General features: G+C 66.7%; 19 protein-coding genes and 1 pseudogene. 10 read left to right on the top strand and 10 right to left on the bottom strand.

All coding sequences use genetic code 11. The annotated features are described in order from the left end of the window. Window positions 1–2 precede the first annotated feature (2 nt). Window positions 3–831 (bottom strand): annotated as a pseudogene (gene murI, locus F1640_RS04465) (glutamate racemase). Window positions 832–959: 128 nt separating this feature from the next. Between murI and plsY the strand changes: the two are divergent. From plsY to topA, 6 genes are all read left to right on the top strand, one after another. Then, a complete protein-coding gene (gene plsY / locus F1640_RS04460; protein WP_223806602.1) occupies window positions 960–1,553 on the top strand; it encodes a glycerol-3-phosphate 1-O-acyltransferase PlsY in 594 nt (197 codons plus the stop codon). Continuing rightward, on the top strand, window positions 1,550–2,695 hold the full coding sequence (gene dprA, locus F1640_RS04455) for a DNA-processing protein DprA (protein WP_309229193.1): 1,146 nt from the start codon (window positions 1,550–1,552) through the stop codon (window positions 2,693–2,695). The genes plsY and dprA overlap by 4 nt, the downstream gene beginning before the upstream one ends. 29 nt (window positions 2,696–2,724) lie before the next feature. Beyond that, entirely contained in the window at window positions 2,725–3,072 is a 348-nt protein-coding gene (locus tag F1640_RS04450) for a hypothetical protein (RefSeq protein WP_194917943.1), read from the top strand. Window positions 3,073–3,185: 113 nt separating this feature from the next. Continuing rightward, window positions 3,186–4,190, top strand: a complete 1,005-nt coding sequence (locus F1640_RS04445) for a hypothetical protein (protein WP_255530235.1) — start codon at window positions 3,186–3,188, stop codon at window positions 4,188–4,190. Between the two features lie 20 nt (window positions 4,191–4,210). Further along, complete coding sequence (locus F1640_RS04440; RefSeq protein WP_194917941.1) at window positions 4,211–4,894, top strand: glycerophosphoryl diester phosphodiesterase membrane domain-containing protein; 684 nt, start codon at window positions 4,211–4,213, stop codon at window positions 4,892–4,894. A 121-nt stretch (window positions 4,895–5,015) separates the two neighbouring features. After that, window positions 5,016–7,607 carry a type I DNA topoisomerase gene (topA, locus tag F1640_RS04435; RefSeq protein ID WP_194917939.1) on the top strand — a complete coding sequence of 864 codons (2,592 nt, stop codon included), beginning with the start codon at window positions 5,016–5,018 and terminating at the stop codon, window positions 7,605–7,607. A 24-nt stretch (window positions 7,608–7,631) separates the two neighbouring features. Here the strand turns inward: topA and F1640_RS04430 are convergent, their stop codons facing one another. From F1640_RS04430 to lepB, 8 genes are all read right to left on the bottom strand, one after another. Beyond that, window positions 7,632–8,255: a sel1 repeat family protein gene (locus F1640_RS04430; protein WP_194917937.1), complete on the bottom strand. Its 624-nt coding sequence runs from the start codon at window positions 8,253–8,255 to the stop codon at window positions 7,632–7,634. Next, window positions 8,252–9,763, bottom strand: coding sequence for a mannosyltransferase (locus F1640_RS04425; protein WP_194917935.1), 1,512 nt, complete (start codon window positions 9,761–9,763; stop codon window positions 8,252–8,254). The genes F1640_RS04430 and F1640_RS04425 overlap by 4 nt, the downstream gene beginning before the upstream one ends. Window positions 9,764–9,815: 52 nt before the next feature. After that, window positions 9,816–11,414, bottom strand: a complete 1,599-nt coding sequence (locus F1640_RS04420; RefSeq protein WP_194917933.1) for a glycosyltransferase family 39 protein — start codon at window positions 11,412–11,414, stop codon at window positions 9,816–9,818. Window positions 11,415–11,619: 205 nt separating this feature from the next. Beyond that, entirely contained in the window at window positions 11,620–12,252 is a 633-nt protein-coding gene (locus tag F1640_RS04415; protein WP_309229192.1) for a GDSL-type esterase/lipase family protein, read from the bottom strand. 47 nt (window positions 12,253–12,299) lie between these two features. Further along, window positions 12,300–12,512, bottom strand: a complete 213-nt coding sequence (locus F1640_RS04410; RefSeq protein WP_194917931.1) for a hypothetical protein — start codon at window positions 12,510–12,512, stop codon at window positions 12,300–12,302. Next, window positions 12,509–13,444, bottom strand: coding sequence for a GTPase Era (era, locus tag F1640_RS04405; RefSeq protein ID WP_124809162.1), 936 nt, complete (start codon window positions 13,442–13,444; stop codon window positions 12,509–12,511). The genes F1640_RS04410 and era overlap by 4 nt, the downstream gene beginning before the upstream one ends. A gap of 124 nt (window positions 13,445–13,568) precedes the next feature. Continuing rightward, complete coding sequence (gene rnc, locus F1640_RS04400) at window positions 13,569–14,291, bottom strand: ribonuclease III (RefSeq protein WP_375336198.1); 723 nt, start codon at window positions 14,289–14,291, stop codon at window positions 13,569–13,571. Continuing rightward, window positions 14,264–15,160 carry a signal peptidase I gene (gene lepB, locus F1640_RS04395; RefSeq protein ID WP_190287211.1) on the bottom strand — a complete coding sequence of 299 codons (897 nt, stop codon included), beginning with the start codon at window positions 15,158–15,160 and terminating at the stop codon, window positions 14,264–14,266. The genes rnc and lepB overlap by 28 nt, the downstream gene beginning before the upstream one ends. A gap of 159 nt (window positions 15,161–15,319) precedes the next feature. Here lepB and pgi point away from each other — a divergent pair, with 159 nt between their 5' ends. The 4 genes from pgi to F1640_RS04375 all read left to right on the top strand — a co-directional run bounded on the left by pgi (window position 15,320) and on the right by F1640_RS04375 (window position 20,128). Next, window positions 15,320–16,840, top strand: a complete 1,521-nt coding sequence (gene pgi, locus F1640_RS04390) for a glucose-6-phosphate isomerase (protein ID WP_194917929.1) — start codon at window positions 15,320–15,322, stop codon at window positions 16,838–16,840. A 111-nt stretch (window positions 16,841–16,951) separates the two neighbouring features. After that, the gene (gorA, locus tag F1640_RS04385) at window positions 16,952–18,307 is read left to right on the top strand and encodes a glutathione-disulfide reductase (protein WP_194917928.1); all 1,356 of its coding nucleotides are present in this window, start codon (window positions 16,952–16,954) and stop codon (window positions 18,305–18,307) included. A 56-nt stretch (window positions 18,308–18,363) separates the two neighbouring features. Beyond that, the gene (locus tag F1640_RS04380) at window positions 18,364–19,086 is read left to right on the top strand and encodes an SDR family oxidoreductase (RefSeq protein ID WP_194917927.1); all 723 of its coding nucleotides are present in this window, start codon (window positions 18,364–18,366) and stop codon (window positions 19,084–19,086) included. A gap of 25 nt (window positions 19,087–19,111) precedes the next feature. Beyond that, window positions 19,112–20,128, top strand: coding sequence for an aldehyde reductase (locus F1640_RS04375; RefSeq protein ID WP_194917926.1), 1,017 nt, complete (start codon window positions 19,112–19,114; stop codon window positions 20,126–20,128). A 126-nt stretch (window positions 20,129–20,254) separates the two neighbouring features. Here the strand turns inward: F1640_RS04375 and F1640_RS04370 are convergent, their stop codons facing one another. Continuing rightward, on the bottom strand, window positions 20,255–20,791 hold the full coding sequence (locus F1640_RS04370) for an NADAR family protein (protein ID WP_125956331.1): 537 nt from the start codon (window positions 20,789–20,791) through the stop codon (window positions 20,255–20,257). Window positions 20,792–20,887 lie beyond the last annotated feature (96 nt).

Genomic DNA, 20,887 nt, shown 5'->3' with positions numbered 1-20,887 from the left:
GCCTAAAGTATAGCAACGCGGCCCAGGCCATAGGCCGCCAGAGCGGGCCGCAGGCGTTCCACATCCTGCCCCCCGCGCGTGAACAGCGCAACGTCGTCCTGCTCGCGGTTCCAGTTCTGCCCTTCAGTCAATGCGGCGACCCGTCGGGCGATGCCGTCCGATCCATCGATGAACCGCACGTCTCCGCCGAAAGCGTGCGCCAGTTCCGGCTGCACCAGCGGGAAATGCGTGCAGGCCAGCACCACCGTATCGATCCTGTCGCCGCCGGGCATGGCGCGCAGCGCGGCGGCGGCGCGGGGCATAGACCGCCGGATCGACCGGTTTGCCGCGCAATTGCGCTTCGGCCGCCTGCACCAGTTCCGGCGCGCCGTGGCGCAGCAGGGTCTTGCCCGCCGCGAATTCGGCTTCCAGCCGGTCGACGTAGACCTGCCGGATCGTGGCTTCGGTGCCGAGCAGGCCGATCACGCCGGTCCGCGTCATTGCCGCCGCCGGCTTGATCGCCGGCACGGTGCCCACGATCGGCACTTCCAGCACCTCGCGCACCGAAGCGAGCGCGATGGTGGAGGCGGTGTTGCAGGCGATGCAGACAAGGCGCGGGCGAAAGCGTTCGGTCATGCGGCCCAGCAGGCCGGAAACGCGCGCGGCGATCTGCGCCTCGGTCTTGGTGCCATAGGGCAGGCCGGCGTTGTCGGCGGCGTAGATCACCGGCGCATCGGGCAGGAGCGCGCGGATCTTGCGCAGCACCGAAAGCCCGCCCACGCCGGAATCGAACACCAGCAACGGCGCCGCAGCATCGACTTCGGCGGGTCTGGCCGGTTGCCTGGCCTGTATTGTCGCGCCTGTTGCTGTCACGCCTGTCGGGTTTCCTTTGCTGGCTCTGGTCCCTTCTATCGGTTTCCGAACTGAAAAGGAAAGACGCCCCTTTCCGAACCCGCGCGATGAATTGTAAGAGTGCCGTCGTGGATGCCCTGCTCGCCTCGCTCGCCGCCTATGCGCTCGGTTCAATTCCGTTCGGGCTGATTCTCACGCGCCTGGCCGGTGCGGGGGATCTGCGCAGCATCGGTTCGGGCAATATCGGCGCTACCAACGTGCTGCGCACCGGGAACAAGGGGCTGGCGGCGGGCACGCTGCTGCTGGATCTCGCAAAGGGTGCGCTGGCCGTGCTTCTGGCCCGGCACGTCTGGCCCGGCACGGAAGCGCTGGCGGCGTTCTTCGCGGTGATCGGGCACTGCTTCCCGGTGTGGCTGCGGTTCAAGGGTGGCAAGGGCGTGGCCACGATGATGGGCATTTCGCTGGCGCTCGCCTGGCCGATCGGCCTTGCCTATGCGCTGGTGTGGCTGGGCGTGCTGTTCGCTTCGCGCATTTCCTCGCTGGGCGGCATGTGCGCCGCGCTGGCCGCCCCGCTGGCAGCGTTCGCGGCGGGCTATGGGCAGTACGCGCCCGTTCTCGCGGTGCTGGCGGTGATGATCCTGTGGCTGCACCGCGCCAATATAGCCCGGCTGCGCGCGGGCACCGAACCCCGGGTCGGTTCGGGGAGCGGCAGCGCCAAGTGAGCGCGCGCGGCGTGCCCGATCCTGCGCGGCCCGCCGATACCCCGTTCGCCCTTGCGCGTGAGGAGGCTTTCGCTCGAATCCGCCTGCTGCGCACACCGCACATCGGGCCTGCCAGCTACTTTCATCTGCTGCGGCGGTATGGCAGCGCGGTGGCCGCCCTCGAAGCCGTACCCGAACTGGCGGCGCGCGGTGGCGGGCGCGTGGTCCCCACGCCCGAAGAGCGCATCAGCGCGGAGATCGCGCGGGTCCGCCAGCTGGGCGCGCGCTATCTCTTTCACGATTCCCCCGCCTATCCCGCGCTGCTGGCCGCGCTGGACAGCCCGCCGCCGATCCTGACCGTGCGCGGCGACGACGCGCTGTTGCGGCGCCCGTCGGTCGCCATCGTCGGCGCGCGCAATGCCTCGGCCGGCGCGGTCAAGCTGGCGCGCGATTTCGGCGCTGCGCTGGCGCAGGCTGGTTGCGCCGTGATCTCCGGCCTTGCGCGCGGGATCGATGCCGCGGCGCACCGGGGCGCGCTGGCCGCCATGGCCGACGGCGGCGGCACCGTGGGCGTCATCGCCAGCGGGATCGACATCGCCTATCCGCCCGAAAACGCCGCCTTGCAGGACGAGGTGGCGGAAAAGGGCCTGCTGATCGCCGAGATGCCGCCCGGCACCGAACCGCTCGCGCGCCATTTTCCACACCGCAACCGCATCATCGCGGGCCTCGCCACAGGCACGCTGGTGGTGGAGGCCGCGCCGAAGTCAGGCTCGCTGATCACCGCTCGGCTGGCGGGGGAGGCGGGGCGCGAGGTCATGGCCATCCCCGGCTCCCCGCTCGACAGCCGCTCGCACGGCTGCAATCAGCTGATCCGGGACGGCGCGGTGCTGGTGCAATCGCCGGAGGACGTGCTGGAATTGCTGCGGGACTTCGGCGGCGCGCCGCGATCGCTGCTGCGCGAACCGGAAGCCTCTGCGCCATCCTTCCCGGAGGAGGAAGCGCCCGCCGATATCGAGGCCCTGCTGGGCGCTGCTCCCGTCGCGGTCGACGAGCTCGTCCGGCAGAGCGGCGCATCGCCGGGCGCGGTGCAGATGGCGCTGATCGAGCTGGAAATCGCGGGACGGCTCGTGCGCCATGCCGCCGGCCGCGTTTCGCTGGTGTAAGCGGCGGCAAGGGATTGGGGAGAGCTACGATGCAGGATCACCGTTTCGCACGCCGGATGTTCCGCTGGGCGGCGATCTACGGGATCGCGGTGCTCGCGCCGCTCTATCTCGCGCCGCTGCCCGAACGCGGCGCGGAAGTCTCTTTGGGTTTCATCGGGGTGGCCCTGGTGTTCCAGGCGGTGTTCTGGATCATTGGCGGTGATCCGGCGCGCTATCGGGCCTTGATGCCATGCGCGGTGGGGGAAAAGCTGGTGTTTGGCCTGCCGGCGCTGGCGCTGTTCGCGCAGGGGAGGGCCGTGCCGGCCGTGGCCGTGTTCGCGGCGATCGACGTGCTGCTCGGGCTTGGTTTCCTGCTGGCCTGGCGGAAGACGGCCTGATTTTCCGACCGCTGCTCTTACTTTTCGTGAAATCCGCTTGCGTGCGCTCCGTCCCATCGTAATGTTTCGCAACATAAACGGGTCGCGGAAGATTGTCGGGATGGGGGACTATCATGAATTTCCGCAATACGTTTGTGCTTGCCGTTGCGGCGGCAGGCTTCCTGATGACCGCGCCCACCGTTGCCTGGGCGGGAGATGACGCACCGGTAAAGGTACAGGGCAAGGATGCGGTGAAAGGCGCCTCGCAGGTCGCCATTGCCGCGTTCAACGTTGGCTTCATTTTCGAATCGACCGATCAGACCAAGGCCTCGGGCGGCCTGATGGGGGCGTTCGGAGGGGCGACCAAGGCCAAGAGTTCGCTCGTAGGCGTCACCCCGGCAATGATGCAGTCGATCGCCGACGCAGCCTACGCCGATTTCGTCGCAAAGCTGAATGCCGCCGGCCTGACGGTGCAGGATCCGGCCGCCGTTTTTGCGTCGCCGGCCCTGGCCAACCCGCATGGACAGCAACCGCCGGTCGAAATCGGCATCCAGCTTGAAAAGGGCAGCAAGGGCAAGGCCACTTACATGAAGCCCACGGTGCTGCCCACGCTGATCCTGCTGCCGGGCGATTTCACCGGTAGCGGCATGTCCAGCATTGGCCTCAACATGTCAGCCGGGCAGGCCAGCGGCGCGCTGTCGAACTACGCCAAGGCGGCCGGCGTACCCGTGCTGGACGTGACCTACCTGATCGACTTTTCCGACCAGAAGCGGCCTGGCGCGTTCAGCTTCGGCGGGCTGGAGGTCAACGCCAACCTTTCCGTCACGCCAGGCTATTCGCGGATGACGGCGCTGGGGCCGAACGGCAAGACCGTAACGGTCACGCTCAACCGTGGCGTGTCGGTGGATGGAGATTTCGTTGACAAGCAGGATGCGTCCAGCAACCTCGACAAGACCACGCAGGCGGCGGCCAACGTCGGTGGCGGGGTAATGGCGGCGATGGGCTTCGGCGGGATGCGCTTCGGCAAGACGCGCAAGTTCGAGTTCACCGCCAAGCCTGGCAATTACGAACAGGGGGCGGCCAAGGCGGCCGCGCTCGCGAACGACCAGATGGTGGGGCAGATCGTCTCTCTGCGCTAGGAATGGAAGGACGGGGTTGCATGGCGGACGGAGAACGGAAAGTCAGCGTAAGCGAGATCTTTTCCGAGTTCGGCGGCACCCTGACCCGCCATGCCCACCTTTCGCTGCTGGCGGGGCTTGGCATCGTGGCGGTCACCTCGATCGTCGATGTCCTGCTCGGGGATAGCGGGGGGCAGTTTGGCGGTACGATCGCCTCTTTCCTGATCCAGTATCATCTGATGGAGCAGATGCTGGCCGCGGATGGGCTGCTGTCCCCTTCCGTCACGGGCAGACGCTATCTCTCGGTCGTGGGCGCCAGCATTCTCACCACACTGGGCATGATGCTGGGTTTCGCTCTGTTGATCGTTCCGGGCCTGCTGTTGCTGGCGCGCTGGTCGCTGACCTGGCCCTACATCATCGGCCAGGGCATGCGCGCGACCGAAGCGATGGGCGCAAGCTGGCGGCACACCCGCGCCTCGATGGTGTCGATCGCGCTGTTCTATGTGATCTGCCTGGTGTTGCTGGTGGTGCCGCTGGCGGGCGTGGGCGTTGCCCAAGGGCTGGCTTCCGCGCTGTCCGGTCCGTCGATCACCGCAGGAGTCGGAGGGACCATTCTCGGCAACGCGGTGGCCGCGCTGATGGCGGTGGGTGGAACCGCGTTGACGCTCGCGCTCTACCGGCTGCTTGGCCATTCGGACAACCGGCTGGCCGAGGTGTTCGGGTGACGCCTTTGTTCGTGACGATCAAGGCAGTGGGATGATCGGCGCAAGGCAAGGCTTGACGATCGGCGTGCGGCATCGCCACCCTCGCGCGTACACATACGCGTAAGGTCACGATATACCCGCCATGCAGCTTGTTATTGTTGAATCGCCGGCCAAGGCCAAAACCATCGAGAAGTACCTTGGCCCCGGCTACAAGGTTCTCGCCTCCTACGGTCACGTCCGCGACCTGCCCGTGAAGGACGGCTCCGTCCGCCCGGACGAAGACTTCGCGATGGACTGGGAACTTTACGGCGACAAGCAATCGCGCGTGAAGGCGATCACCGATGCCGCGAAGGAAGCCGACCGCCTGATTCTCGCCACCGACCCCGATCGCGAGGGCGAGGCGATTTCCTGGCACGTCCGCGAACTGCTGTCGAAGCGCCGCGCCCTGCCCAAGGAGGTGGAGCGAGTCACCTTCAACGCCATCACCAAGGCCACCGTGACCGAGGCGATGCAGCACCCGCGCGCGCTCGATCAGGACCTGATCGATGCCTATCTGGCCCGCCGCGCGCTGGATTACCTGTTCGGCTTCACGCTCTCGCCCGTGCTGTGGCGCAAGCTGCCGGGCGCCAAGTCCGCCGGCCGCGTACAGTCGGTGGCGCTGCGGCTGATCGTGGAGCGCGAGCGCGAGATCGAATCGTTCCGTGCGCAGGAATACTGGTCGGTCGTCGCGCGGCTGGAGCAGGGCGGCACCGAGTTCCAGGCCCGGCTGGTGCGGTTCGACGGCGAAAAGCTCGATCGCCTGAGCCTGGGCGACGAAGGCGTGGCGATGCGCGCCAAGGCGGCAGTGGAAGGCGCCACGTTCCGCGTCGAGGAGGTCGAGACCAAGCCCGCCCGGCGCAATCCCTATCCGCCGTTCACCACCTCCACGCTGCAGCAGGAAGCGGCGCGCAAGCTGGGCTTTTCGGCCAGCCACACCATGCGCGTGGCGCAGACGCTCTACGAAGCCGGCGCGATCACCTATATGCGGACCGACGGCGTGCAGATGGACCCCAGCGCCATCAGCATGGCACGCAAGGCGATCTCGGATCGCTATGACGGGCATTATCTGCCCGAAAAGCCCCGGCACTACGAAACCAAGGCCAAGAACGCGCAGGAAGCGCACGAGGCGATCCGCCCGACGGACTTTGCCAAGGATCGTTATGGCTCGGGCGACGAGGCGCGGCTCTACGATCTGATCTGGAAGCGCGCGATCGCCAGCCAGATGGCTTCGGCCAGCCTGGAACGCACCACGGTGACGCTGCGCGAGGGCACCGGGCGACACGAATTGCGCGCCACCGGGCAGGTGGTGAAGTTCCCCGGCTTCTTGGCCGTGTACGAGGAAGGGCGCGATCAGAAGCAGGATGCGGAGGACGACGATTCCGGCCTGCTGCCCATGATGAACAAGGGCGATACCCCGGCCAAGCGCGGGGTGGACGCCACCCAGCACTTCACGCAGCCGCCGCCGCGCTATTCGGAAGCCAGCCTCGTCAAGCGGCTGGAGGAACTCGGCATCGGTCGTCCTTCCACGTATGCCGCCACGTTGCAGGTGCTCAAGGACCGCAACTACGTGCGCACCGAGAAGAACCGTTTCTTCGCCGAGGAATCGGGACGGATGCTGACGGCGTTCCTCGAACGCTTCTTCGATCGCTACGTCGCCTACGATTTCACCGCCGGCATGGAGGACGAACTCGACGACGTTTCCGGCGGCCGCGCGGCATGGAAGCAGGTGCTGGCCGCGTTCTGGCGCGATTTCAAACCGAAGTCCGACGAGGTGATGGAGAAGAAGCCGAGCGAGGTGACCGCCGCGCTCGACGAATTCCTGGAGGACTATCTGTTCCCGCCCAAGGCGGACGGCACCGATCCGCGCCTGTGCCCCAAGTGCGGGGAAGGGCGCCTGTCTTTGCGCGGCGGGCGCTATGGCGCGTTCATCGCCTGCTCGAACTATCCGGAATGCAAGTTCACCCGTAAGTTCGCGCAGCCCGGCGGGGCCGACGGCGAAGGCGGGGACGAGGATGGCGCGCTGGGCAAGGACCCGGCCACCGGTCTGGAGGTGGTGCGCCGGTCGGGCCGGTTCGGCCCCTACATCCAGCTCGGCGAAGGCAAGGAAGCCAAGCGCGCCTCGATCCCCAAGGACATTCCCGAACTCGATCTGGAATGGGCGCTGAAGCTGCTCAGCCTCCCGCGCGAGATCGGGGCGCATCCGGAAAGCGGCAAGCCGATCACGGCCAGCATCGGGCGCTATGGCCCCTATCTGGCGCATGACGGCAAGTATGCGCGGCTGCGCTCGACCGCCGAAGTGTTCGAAACGGGCATGAACGCGGCCGTGGTCAAGCTGGCCGAAGCCGCCAACGGCGCCGCCGCGCGGGGATCGCGCGCGCCGGCCGAACCGCTCAAGACGTTTGGGCCGCACCCGACTTCGGGCGGCGAGATCAAGCTGATGGCGGGACGCTATGGCCCTTACGTCACCGACGGCACCACCAACGCCACGCTCCCGCGCGACAAGCAGCCCGAAGCGCTGACGCTGGAGGAAGCGATCGCCCTGATCGACGAACGCGCCGCCAAGGGGCCGGCCAAGGGCAAGAAGAAGGCTCCGGCGAAAAAGGCGGCACCGAAGAAAGCGGCGCCCAAGAAGGCGGCTGGCGAGAAGAAAACCGCGGCAAAGAAGCCCGCGGCGAAGAAGGCCGCTGCCGAATAAGCGGGGCGGGTCCTGGCGCGCCGGTCAATTGATGATCGGCGCGTGGTCCTCCTCCAGCGTGGCCGCCACGTTCGCCTGGACGGTGCCGGGGCGGGCGTTCCGCGCCAGCCAGGTGCGGAAATCGTGCAACTCGGCGGGCTTGATGCGTCCCAGCTTGTAGGCCCGGGCGATGGCCAGTGCGGCCTGATCGTTCCCCTGCCGCGCGGCCTGGATGTACCAGTCGAGCAGATTGTCGTGCAGCGGCATGTACGGATGCCGATCGCCTTCGCTCGCTACGAGATACTGGCCGCGTTCGGACCCGCGCCTGGCCGCTTCGCGATACCAGTGCGTTTCGCGGCCGAACGTATCGATGCGGTCCCACGCGCGGTTGGGATGCGTGGTGGCGGCGCGGTAGAAATCGCCGAGGAAAAGCGCTGCCTGAGTGCTGCCGGCGTCGGCTGCCTTGACCACGCAGGTTCCGGCCGGTGTTTCCTCTATCGGCCGGCCTTGCACCAGCATGGCTTCCGAAAGGCCAGCGGTGGGGCAGGCGGCAAAGGCCCGGTCAGCTCGGGCTTTGCTGCCCGCGCTGGTGTCTCCGCCGTGCTCAGGTGCGCAGGACGTCAACGCGATGCAGGCCATCGCCAAGGGCGGGAGGAACCGGCCCGTCAATGTCCCAACCTTCGCAGCACGGTGTTGTAGTCGAAGTCGCCGGGGGGCATGGTGCAGGCGCCCGGCCGCATGAACAGACAGAACTTCTGCTTTTCGGGCGCCTTGTGCGGTTGCAGGCACTCCACCTGTCGATAGGACGCGGGCAATTCGGGCGCGGACAGGCGTGGCGCGATGATGACGTTGAAAGCCGGAGCCATAGCCTGCGCCGATGCCGCCGATCGGCGGCCTTCCAGCAGCATGACGGGAACGGAGCGGTTTAGGTAAGTATAGTTGGCCATCGGCAGGTCCGGCTCCTGGAATAGCGCCAGGCCGCAGATGCCGGGAGTGCGGCCGCCCTTGGCCAGCATGGTGTTGGCCGCGCGCCCGTTGCCCCAATAGGCGCTGAACGGCTTGGTCGCGCCGACGACGGCGGAGAGCAGGAACCACAGCACGCAGAGCGCGATGGTGGCGTTGATGCGCTCCGCTGCCCGCCAACGCCCCGCCAGCATCTTCCCGAGGTCGACCGACCCGATCGCCGCCAGAAACACGGCCAGCGCGATGGCGAGGATGACAAACCGGTATTCCTTGTGGGGAATCAGCGAGTGGCTGGCGATCACGACTAGCGCGATGAGCGCCACGAACGGAAAGCGGCGCGCCCCGGCTACGAGCGACGGCAGCAGGACGAGCATGGTGATATGCCAGGTCGCGCCGATCTGCGTCACGAACCACCACGGCGGCTGGGTGCCGAACGAGGCGCTGCGGTTTTCGCCCAGGTTGATCGCGAAATTGCGCCACAGCCACAGCAACGGCGGCGCGCCGGCCGCCATGTCGGCGAGCGCGCCAAGGGCGATCGCGACGAGGCTGCCACCGGCGAGCGGCAGAAGCGTGCGGCGCGGATCGCCGCTGACCGCGAGCAGACCGATCAGCGCCAGCGCGGGCGCGTACTGGAAGCGAACGATGAAGGCGAGGCCAAGGAGCAAACCCAGCATCCCGGCAAGCCTCATCGACGGGCGCTCACGCAGCCGCATCGCCAGCCAGAGCGCGGGCACGGTCAGCGTCAGCGCAATGCCGTCGCCCGAAGGCCGTGCCGCGAAGTAGAAGATTTCCACCCATATCGCGCCGACCCATCCGGCGACGATCGCGTGTTGCCGGCTGATCCGTTCGCCCATGGCAAAGAAACTGGCGACCACGCCCAGCGACAGCAGGCCCAGCAGGCCCCGCGTCAGCCACAGATGCAGCATCGTGTCCGGCGCGATCGCGTGACCGAGCGCGAGCGACGGGGTGAGGAGCATCGGTACCAGCCAGCCGCGAATGCCTTCGTGGAATTCCCATGCCACGATCCAGTGGCCGGTCAGGCGGCCCCAGGCCGGCTCCAGATACTGCCAGATTTCATCCGGCTGGTGGACAATGGTCTGGCTCGCCATCGCCAGCCGGAACACCAGCGCCACCCCGAGTATGGGCGCCAACGCGCGCCAGGCCGGCGGGGCCTTGCGGCCGGTTGTTTCGGGGATATCGCGTCGCGCGGGCATGGTCGGGAAGGGCCGATGCTATGGTGAGGGGGCGTCGTAAAACGCGCGGACGTCAGCGATCGGCGGCGGGGCGCGGGGCGATTTCGGGCTGAACGGGCTTGAGGCGGTACAGGCGGAAGTTGCGGGTGCCGATCGCGACCGTGGCGTAGGTTTCGTAGTCGCGGTCCAGCAGCCGCATCAGCAGCGCGCGCGAAGACTGGTTGGCTGGCCGTGACAGCGGCTTGACGCCAACCATCACCACGCTGGGGCGCCGTGCCATGATCCGCCGCATCTCGTCTTCCACATCGATGCCCAGCGAACGGCTTTCCACCGCTCCGGCAAGGTGCGTGGGGAAGATATAGCTCGTGGCAAGGCAGGCGTTGGTGGTCTGGTAGAGCACCGGATCGCCTTCGTTCATGTAGAAGCAGCCGTCGCCCAGCTCAGCCCGGATCAGGCTGGTTGCGTGTTCCACATCGCCAAGCGTGCCATGGTGATAGAACTGGTAGGCGGGGACGACCACGCCGCCGATCGCGCCCAGCCCCAGCATGAACCGCGCATACCACTTCTCGCTGCGGATCTGCCGCCCCAGCGCGGGTGCGGCCAGAATGCACAGGGGGGCCAGCAGAGGCCCGACGTAGTGATCGTACCAGGTGCCGAACGCCAGGAATCCGGCGAACGCCGCCACGCCCCAGGCCCGCAGCACATGCCGCGCGCGGGGATAGGAACCGCCGGTCATCGCCAGATGGCGCGGGGCGTGGAAGATCGCGAGCCAGAACGGGGCGAGGGTGAGCATTTCCTTGGTCAGCCGCCACCAGGCTTCGCCATCGGACTGGCGCGACATGATCGAGAAGAAATTGGCCTGCATGAAGGCGCCGGCATGGCCCATCGCGCCATAGATGCCGAGCGCGAGCGCCGTCGGCGCCAGAGCGGCACCTATCCAGAGCACGGCGGCGGCGCCCAGCTTCTTCCACGACCAGACATCGGCATAGGCGCGGCCGAGCAGTAGCGCGCCGAAGGCCACGCCTTCGAACACCACCGTGTACTTGATCTGCATGGCGATGCCGACCAGCGCCATGATGCCGGCGCCGCGCCAGAGCAGCTGCGGGTCTTCAAGGCGCTTGAGCGTATCGACCACGGCCCAGGCGGCAAGCGCCACGGGCAGGTTGAAGAACACCGGCGCCTGCCCCAGCACGCAGTTGAACACTGGCATGAACAGGATGTAGGCGAACCCGGCCTGCCACGCGCCCGCCCGCGGCGCGATCTCGCGCGAAAGCCGCTCGATCACCATCGCCGTCGCCACCGTGCTGAGCACGCCCGCGAGCTGGTAGGTGACGACGCCGTCGCCGGGGAACAGGTGGAAGAGTTCGAACAGCAGGAACAGGCCGATTGGCTTGCGGTCCCAGATGTCCACATAGGGCACCGCGCCGTGCAGCATCCGGTCTCCGACGAGCAGATAGAACTGTTCGTCGATGTGGATCACCGGATTGCCGATCAGCAGCGCGCGCAGCAGCAGCGTCAGCGTAAGGTAGCTCAACGCCAGCGTCAGCCAGTCCGGCAGGCGGAGCTGCCGCCACGCGGCGGCGGCCCGGACCGGAAGGGTGGCCGAGAGCAGGGGCGGTGCATCCTGGGTTCGGACCGACGTCGTCCGGACGGCACCGACGCTTTCGACCATTCATTCGCTCCGTTGCTGCTGCACGCTAGACCTGTAACGGGCGAGCAAATCGATACCTTCGCGCTTGCGAACGCGATAATGGCCGACGCCCCTCATTTGGCGCCATAACCTGTATCGCCAGTGAACGACAATCGGAAACCGCAAGGCGGAACGGTGGGAGGAACGGCTCTCGCGCCGGGCCCCAGCGGGAATACCGGAGTGTCGGTCAGCGTGTTGGGGACCGTGGGGTTACGATGAACACCGGCGGGGGAGGTGTCGCGCCGGGCACCGGGGCCAGCCGTCGCACAATTTCGTCGGCAATGGCGGCGTGGCCGAGCGCGGTCGGGTGCCAGGCGGGACCCGTTCCGAAACCCGGATAGCCAGAGGCCCAGGGAATGACGGAACAGGGCGTGTGCGAACGTGACATGCGGGCCGCTTCGATCAGCAGCGCTCCTTCCTGCCCGGCGACGCGCGCGATCACCTCCCGCAGCCGGTCACCCACCGCGCGCCGGTCGGCGGCTTCGGCGGGGGTCAGGGGCGTGCGATCGCACAGGACCAGGCGGGGCAGCAGCGCCAGATAATCGACGAACACCAGCCGCGCAGCCGGTGCGCGGGTGCGTACTTGCGCGGCAATCAGGCGCAGGTTGGCTTCCAGTGCGGTCCAGGCGGCCTGATCGGGTAGCGGGGGCGGCACGGCGCATTCGGGCTTGGCGCGGGTTTCCGGGGAAAGGCGACACAGTCCCGCGAAGAAATCGCTGACATAGCGCACGTCGTTGGCGCCGATCGTCACGGTGACAAGCCGGGTATCCGGCGTGACGGCATCGATCTGCGGCGGCAGTTCGTCCCACTTGCCCAGCACGTGTTCCGTCCTGGCCGAACTGCACGTCGCGTCCGCCAGCACCAGGTTCAGGCGCTGGCCACGAGATGGCCGTAACTGGCGGCCGTGCGCGAACAGCGCGGCGGCGTGCCGGGGTCGGGCGGGCCAAGCTGCAGGCCGGACGCGAACGAATCGCCAATGGCGACATAGCGTGCGCCGGCGGGCAGACCTTGCGCCACCGCGCCCGACGGGAGGGCAAGGGCGGATGCAAGGGCAAGGAGACCAGCCCGCAAGGCCGTCACTTCACCCAGTCCAGCCCGATTTCCTCGTAGATTTCGCGGCTGTCGGCCCAGCCTTCCTCCACCTTCACGTGCAGGAAAAGGTGGACTTTTACGCCCAGCAAATCCGCCAGTTCCTTGCGCGCGGCCTCGCCGATCGCCTTGATCCTGGCGCCGCCCTTGCCCAGCACGATGGATTTCTGGCTATCGCGTGCGATCACGATCTGCTGGTGGATTTCCACCGACCCATCGGCCTTGTGCTGGTAGCTTTCAGGCCGCACCGCGCTGTCGTAGGGCAGTTCGTCATGCAACTGGCGGTAGAGCTGCTCGCGCGTGATCTCGGTCGCCAGCAGACGCTCGCTGGCATCCGAAACCTGATCTTCGGGATAGTGCCACACGCCTTCCGGCATCAGCGCGGCCAAGCGCCGCTTGAGTTCGGGCACGCCATCGGCGGTGAGCGCCGAGACGAAGAACACCTCGTCGAACGATCCCTGTGCGCTGAGTTCCTCCGCCATGACCAGAAGCGGTTCCTTGGGCGTGGAATCCACCTTGTTGAGCACCAGGATTTTCCGTTCCTTGCGTTCGGCCAGCGCGGCAAGGATCGGTTCGAGATAGTCGCGCTTCTTCTTGCGCGCGTCGACCACCAGCAGGATCGCATCGGCTTCAACGGCGCCTTCCCACGCGGCGCTGACCATCGCGCGGTCCAGCCGGCGGCGCGGTTCGAAGATGCCGGGTGTGTCGGCGAGGATGATCTGCACCCGATCCACCCCGCCCGCATCGGTGGGCAGGTCCTCCAGCGCGATCCCCATCAGCCGCGCGCGCGTGGTCTGCGCCTTGGCCGAGACGATGGCGACCTTCTGGCCGACCAGCGCGTTGACCAGCGTGGACTTGCCCGCGTTGGGCGCCCCGATCACCGCGACGAGGCCGCAGCGTTCCCTTGCGTTGGTTTCCGTCAAAATAACTCCATTCGCCCCAAGTCAGCGGGGCTGTTTCCTGTTTAGCGTGAAGCGCCGGTTGCCGGAAGAAGGCAAGCTGCCCGGCGGGTATTCTTTCCGCAGGCAACTCTTTCCGGCGGGCCTTTCAGGCGAACCGGTTCATGAATTCGCGGGCGGCGGAGGTTTCCGCTTCCTGCTTGCTCGATCCACGCGCTTCCATCACGCCCACGCCCTTAACCTCGACGCTGACCGTGAAGCTGGCGGCGTGATCCGGCCCATCGCGGCGGACCAGCGTATAGACCGGGGGCTTACGGCGGTTGCCGGCGGCCCATTCCTGCAACGCGGCCTTGGGGTGCTTGCGCTGGCCCGCGCCGCCGGCCATCGGCTTGTTCCACGCGCGGCGGACGAAGGCTTGGGCCACGTCGAACCCACGGTCGACGAACAGCGCGCCGATCAGCGCCTCCATCACGTCGCCCAGGATGTTGTCGCTGTCCGCGCCGCCATCGTCGCGCGCCTGTTTGCCCAGACGGATGTGCGCGGGCACGCCCAGCGTGCGCGCCACGTCGGCACAGGTCTCGCGGCTGACCAGCGCGTTGAGCCGCTGCGAGAGCTTGCCTTCGGCGGCATCGCTCTTTTCGTGCAGCCAATCGGCGATGGCGAGGCCGAGCACGCGATCGCCGAGGAATTCGAGCCGCTGGTAATCGCGCGCCTCGCCCATCGACCCATGCGTCAGCGCCTCGCGCCACAGGTCGTCGCGCAAAGGCGCATGGCCGGTCAGGGCGGTCAGGAAGGCAATCGTATCATCGGCCAGCGGTGCGGCCGGGACGGGCTGGGGCTTGCTCAGAACAGCCCCCCAAGCCGGTTCCAGCGCGCCGCGGTGAACCAGGTCCAGGGCAGGAACCAGTTGGCGGAACCATCGGTGGACCACATGACGATGGTCGCGCGGCCGATCAGGTTGTCCATCGGCACCAGCCCGATCCCTGCGCCTTCCACCGCCGGGAAACGGCTGTCCATGGAATTGTCGCGGTTGTCGCCCATCAGGAACAGCCGGTTCTCGGGGATGACCACGGGCGGAGTATCGTCCTGCGGGCGATAGCCGAGGTCCAGCACGTTGTAGCTTTTGCCTTCGGGCAGCGTCTCGCGGTACTGCGGGTAGTGGCAGCTTGGCGAACCGTCCTTCTCCACCGCCTCGAACTCGGGCGAGATGCAGTTGGTGTTGGCCGATACGTGGATCACGAAATCCTCGATCCGCTGCTTGGGCACGGGCTTGCCGTTGAGGTGCAGCACGCCCCCCACCATCTGCACGGTATCGCCCGGCAGGCCGATCACGCGCTTGATGTAGTCCACGTCGTTGCCCGGCGGCGCCTTGAAGATCACCACGTCGCCGCGCTTGGGCGTACCGGCCAGGATGCGGTGGGGCAGCAGCGGCACGCCGAACGGCAGCGAATAGCTGGAAAAGCCATAGGGCCACTTGGCCGCGAGCAGGTAATCGCCGTTCTCCAGCCGCGGCAGCATCGATTCCGAAGGAATGTTGAACGGCGAGAAGATGAAGCTGCGGAAAATCGCGACCACGAGCACCAGCTTGATCAGGAAGACGGCGAAGCTGTCCTCCTTCTTCTCCTTTTTCGGCTTGCCTGCGATCGGGGGCAAACTTCCTGAACCCGGCGTTCCGGCGGGGGAGGCGGCGCTCTCTGGGGCGGCTGGAGTCTCGGGAGTCTCGGTCATCGTCGCGGTCATGTGGAGGGGGCGCGCTTTCGTCAAGTGTGTTGTGTGTGCAATACACTGTGCCGGAATACGTCTGCGCACCCGTACCGGAGATGAACGGGACGCTTGGCGGAAGGCCTGCGAGCGGGCATGAGGAGTTTCGCAACTGCGAAGAAAAGGGATACCGGCGCGATGAGTGAACAGGATCTTGCGGGCTGGAACGCTCTGGAAGCGCTGGCGCGGCCTTCCCTGAAGGACCTGTTCGGCGATTCGGAGCGTCTTGCGCGCTACAGTACTGAACTGGAACTGCCGGGCGGGCCGATCCGCTTCGACTGGTCGAAGACGCATCTTTCGCCGGACGTGGAACGGGTGCTGGGCGAGATCGCCGGCACGATGGACCTTGTGGGCAAGCGCGAGCAGCTTTTCGCCGGCGCACGGATCAACAACACCGAAGGGCGCGCCGCCGAACATGCCGCCCAGCGTGGCGTGGGCAGTGATGCCAGCGTCGAGGAAGCCGGCGCCCTGCACGCGCGGATGCGGGCGCTCGTCGACGCGATCCACGCGGGCGTGCTGGGTGAGGTCAAAAGCCTGATCCATATCGGCATCGGCGGTTCCGCGCTTGGGCCGGCGCTGGCGATCGACGCGCTGGCCCGCGAAAGCGCGCTCGTCGACGTGCATGTCGTCTCGAACATCGATGGTTGCGCGCTGGAAGCCGCCATGGCCGCCTGCGATCCGGCGGCGACGCTGATCGCGGTCGCCTCCAAGACCTTCACCACAACCGAAACCATGACCAACGCCGCCAGCGCGCTGGAATGGCTGCGCGATGGCGGGGTCGACGATCCCTATGGCCGGGTGGTGGCGCTGACCGCGGCCCCGGAAAAGGCGGTGGAATGGGGCGTGGACGAAACGCGCGTGCTACCATTTTCGGAAACGGTGGGCGGGCGTTATTCGCTGTGGTCGTCAATCGGCTTCCCGGTCGCGCTGGCGCTCGGCACGCAGGCGTTCGGGGAGTTCCTGGAAGGCGCGGCGGCGATCGACCGGCATTTCATCGAAGCCCCGCTGGACAAGAACGTGGTCGTCCGCGCGGCCTTCGCCGATCTCTATTACACCCAGGCGCGCGGGTGCCAGACCCGCGCTGTGTTTGCCTATGACGAACGCCTGCGCCTGCTGCCCGATTATCTCCAGCAGCTGGAGATGGAATCGAACGGCAAGCGGGTGACGGCCGACGGCCAGCCGCTGGCCCGGCCCAGCGCGCCGGTGACGTGGGGCGGGGTGGGCACCGATGCGCAGCACGCGGTGTTCCAGCTGCTCCATCAGGGCACGCACCTGATCCCGGTGGACTTCCTGGCGGTGAAGGTACCGGGCCACGATCTCGATCCGGCGCACCACCGTATCCTGCTGTCGAACTGTTTCGCGCAAGGGGCGGCGCTGATGGCGGGCAAGGCTTCCGACGACGGCGCGCGCGCCTATCCGGGCGACCGGCCTTCGGCCACGATCTTCTGCGACGATCTCAACCCGGCAACGCTGGGCGCGCTGATCGCGTTCCACGAACACCGCACCTTCGTTTCGGCGATGCTGCTGGGGATCAATCCCTTCGACCAGTTCGGCGTCGAACTGGGCAAGGCGATCGCGAAACAGATCGAGTCCGGCGGCGGGGAGGGCTTCGATCCTTCCACCGAGGCGCTGCTGGCGGCGGCCGGCATCGGCGAATAGGGCAGGGCCGGCGCGCAAGAGTTTCGTTAGTCTGGCAAACGAAACTCTTGCGCGCCGCCATTGGCAATCCGTCACCGGCCCGCCATATGCATCGCTCGACAGGAGCAGACCATGGCTGAGCAGGAATACGACTACGATCTTTTCGTCATCGGCGCGGGTTCGGGCGGCGTGCGCGCCAGCCGGATCGCGGCATCGCACGGCGCACGCGTGGCTGTGGCGGAGGAATACCGGGTCGGCGGCACCTGCGTGATCCGGGGCTGCGTGCCCAAGAAACTGCTCGTGTACGGATCGCACTTCGCCGAGGAACTGCAGGATGCGTCCAATTACGGCTGGACGGTCGAGAAGATGCATTTCGACTGGCCGACGCTGCGCGACGCGGTGCTGAAGGATGTCGATCGCCTGAACGACGCCTACACCACCACGCTGGAAAACAACAAGGTCGAACGCTTCCTCGAACGCGCCACGATCACCGGGCCGCACGGCGTGCGGCTCGCTTCGGGACGGGACATTTCGGCGAAGTACATCCTCGTCGCCACCGGGGCCTGGCCGCTGATGCCCGAGTTCGAAGGCAACGAACACTGCATCACCTCCAACGAGGTGTTCCACCTGCCCGAACTGCCGCGTCGCATCGTCATCCAGGGCGCCGGCTATATCGCGCTGGAGTTTGCCGGCATCTTCAACGCGCTGGGCAGCGCGGTAACCGTGGTGAATCGCAGCGACGCGATCCTGCGGGGGTATGACGAGACGCTGCGCGATCGCCTGCTGCAGATCACCATGGCGCGCGGCATCACCTATCGTTTCAACTGCCCGATCACCAAGGTGGAAAAGCAGGAGGACGGCTGCCTGCACGTGTGGGTGAAAGGCGCGCAGGACCCGATTCCGGCCGACGCCGTGCTGGTGGCCACCGGTCGCCGGCCGAACGTTGCCGGGCTGGGGCTGGAGACTGCCGGCGTCGAACTGGGCGAACGGGGCGAGATCAGGGTCGACGATACCGCGAAGACCACGTGCGACAGCATCTATGCCGTGGGCGACGTGACCGATCGCGTGCAACTGACGCCCGTTGCCATCCGTGAAGGACACGCTTTCGCCGACCGGGTGTTCGGTGGCAAGGACGTGAGGATCGATTACGCCTGCATCCCCAGCGCGGTATTCTCGCAACCGCCGCTGGCGGGCGTTGGTCTCACCGAGGGGCAGGCGCGCAACGCCTATGGCAATGTGAAGGTCTATTCGTCCGATTTCCGGCCGATGAAGAACATCTTCGCGCATCGTCCGGAACGCGGGCTGTACAAGATGATCGTCGATGCCCAGACCGACCGCGTGCTGGGTATCCACATGATCGGCCCGGATTCGCCCGAGATTCTGCAGGCAGCGGCGATCGCGGTGAAGGCGGGGCTGACCAAGGCCGATTTCGATGCCACCGTCGCGCTTCATCCGTCGATGGCGGAAGAACTCGTCCTCATGCGTTAAAGGTTGCAAGTTGCAACTTATATGCTAGTTTTCCCGCACGAACGGGGAGGCAGGACATGCGGTTGCAGGGCAAGGTTGCGCTGGTCACGGGTGGCACCGACGGGATAGGCGCCCGTCTGGTCCGCCAGTTGCGCGACAAGGGCGTTACCGTCATCACCACCGGGCGCACGGCGGACAGGATCGCCGCCGCCCGGGCCGATGGGTTCGAGGTGATCGAGGCCGACCTGTCCCTGCCCGAAGGCGTGGACGCGGTGCTCGCGGGTCTTGCCGGGCGTGAGATCGCCATTCTGGTCAACAACGCCGGGGCGGGGACCGACCATGATTTCCGCAATGGCGCGCCTGATCTCGCGTCCACCGACCGCACGATCTTCCTCAACCTTCACGCCCCGATCCACCTGATCGCGCGGTTGATGCCGGTGCTGCGCGCGCAGCCCGAAGCGATGATCGTCAACGTCACCTCCGGCCTCGGCATCGCGCCCAACGGCGGTGGAGCGGTCTATTGCGCGACCAAGGCGGGCTTGCGCAGCTATACCATGGCGCTGCGCTATCAGCTGAAGGACACCGCGATCCATGTGCTGGAAGCGCTGCCGCCGGTGGTCGACACGCAGATGACGGCGGGGCGGGCCAACCGCAAGATGCCGCCGGAGGAATGCGCGCGCCAGATCATTACGGCGATGGAGCGCAACGCGGACGAGGCCAGCGTCGGCATGGTCAAGCTGCTGCAACTGGTGCATTCCATCTCGCCGGCGCTGGCGCGCAGGATCATGATCCGCTTCTGAAAGCGGGCGGACGGGGAGAAGAGCAATGAAGGGCAAGGTTCTGGTGACCGGCGCGAGCGGCTATATCGCCGGCTTCGTGGTGCGGCAGCTTCTCGAACAGGGCTGGACGGTCCATGCCACCGTGCGCAACCTTTCGCGTGAGGCGGAACTGCGACCGCGCCTGGGGGGAACGCCCGACACGTTGCGCTTCTTTGCGGCGGACCTGATGGCGGACGCGGGCTGGGCCGATGCGGTGATCGGCTGCAGCCACGTGTGCCACGTCGCCTCGCCGTTCTCTACCAACGCGCCGAAGCACGAGGACGACCTGATCGTTCCCGCGCGCGAAGGCGTGCTGCGCGCCTTGCGGTTCGCGCGTGCTGCGGGCGTCACCCGCTTCGTGCAGACATCGTCCGTCGCCGCCATCGCCTATGGCCATGGCAAGGGCCAGCATCACTTCACCGAAAGCGACTGGACCGACGTGGACGGGCCAGACGTCTATGCCTACGTCAAGTCCAAGACCATCGCCGAACGCGCCGCGCGCGATTGGGTGGCGGCCAACGGCGGCGCAATGGAGTTCGTCTCGGTCAACCCCGCCGCCGTGCTGGGACCGGTGTGGAGCGACGATTTCTCGCCCTCGATCGAAGTCGTGCGCCAGTTGCTCGCCGGGGCCTTGCCGGGTTGCCCGGACCTGGGCTTCGGCATCGTCGACGTGCGCGATTGCGCGGACCTGCACGTGCGCGCGCTGACCGAACCGGGCCTGGCTGGCGAACGCTTCATCAGCGCGGGGCCGTTCCTGAAGCTGGTGGACGTGGCGCGCGTGCTCAAGGACAACCTTGGGGTTCAGGCGCGCAAGGTGCCCACGCGCCGGCTGCCGGACTGGCTGGTGCGCTTTTCCGCGCTGTTCAATCCGATGATCCGCCAGATCACCGGCGAACTGGGCAACGTGCGCGATGCCAGCGCGGGCCATGCGCTCGAACGGCTGGGCTGGCGCACGCGGCCCGTAGAGGAATCGATCCTCGATTGCGCGCGCAGCCTGATCGAGCGGGGGATCGTGAAGGTCTGAGGAACCCGCTTGGGGCCGGGACCGCAGGGCGCGCGGACAATCCCGCGCTGGAGGGATGACCGCTGTTCGCGGTCGTCGATAAGGCACAGAATGGCAAGAAGGGCGGGGGAAGCGGACGTTCGAGGGTTACGGGATCGGCAGCTCATCGCGCACTTTCGTCAAAATCCTTCCCAACAAGTTTTGCCCACGCCAACTGCTCGGGGCATGGCCTGCGGGATCGTCCACCCCACGGCCAATTCCCCAGATCCAATCTCTGGGGTTCGCCTCCACCAGCATAGCATTCCCGGTGTTGCGGAGCTGCCTTAGCGCTCCAGCGTTTTGCCCAAACTTTGCAATGTTGCCGCGATAGACGATGTCAATTTTCCACCGATCCCATTGTTTATGGTCAAAACCTGCGACCGCCTGACCCAATCGCTTTTGCGTCGATGGATCGGGACTGGCTAAAATTTGCTGTGCGACTGCTAGATCGCCAAACAGCGATGCCTTCGCAAACATCATCCATTGTTCTGCGGTTACGAATGATAGCCCTTCGAGAGTGAAAGGTGTGAAATGCCACTGGCTGAAGACGCCCTTCAGAAACGGCATGAAGGATTGATAACAGGCCGGATCGGGCAAGTCGGTGTTATCTACGGATGGCTCAAGATCAAAGCTGACTGGTCGCATGCTAACTGAGCTCGCTGATTGCTTCGGCACCGTTGGCACCGTCCGCGAATGTCCGCAATCGCGTCGTGTCCGGACATGCTGTTCTTGCGGAAAGAT

It is taken from the genome of Novosphingobium sp. NBM11, from assembly GCF_015390225.1.
GTDB lineage: Bacteria > Pseudomonadota > Alphaproteobacteria > Sphingomonadales > Sphingomonadaceae > Novosphingobium.
This window is presented reverse-complemented; position numbering and strand designations above follow the sequence as displayed.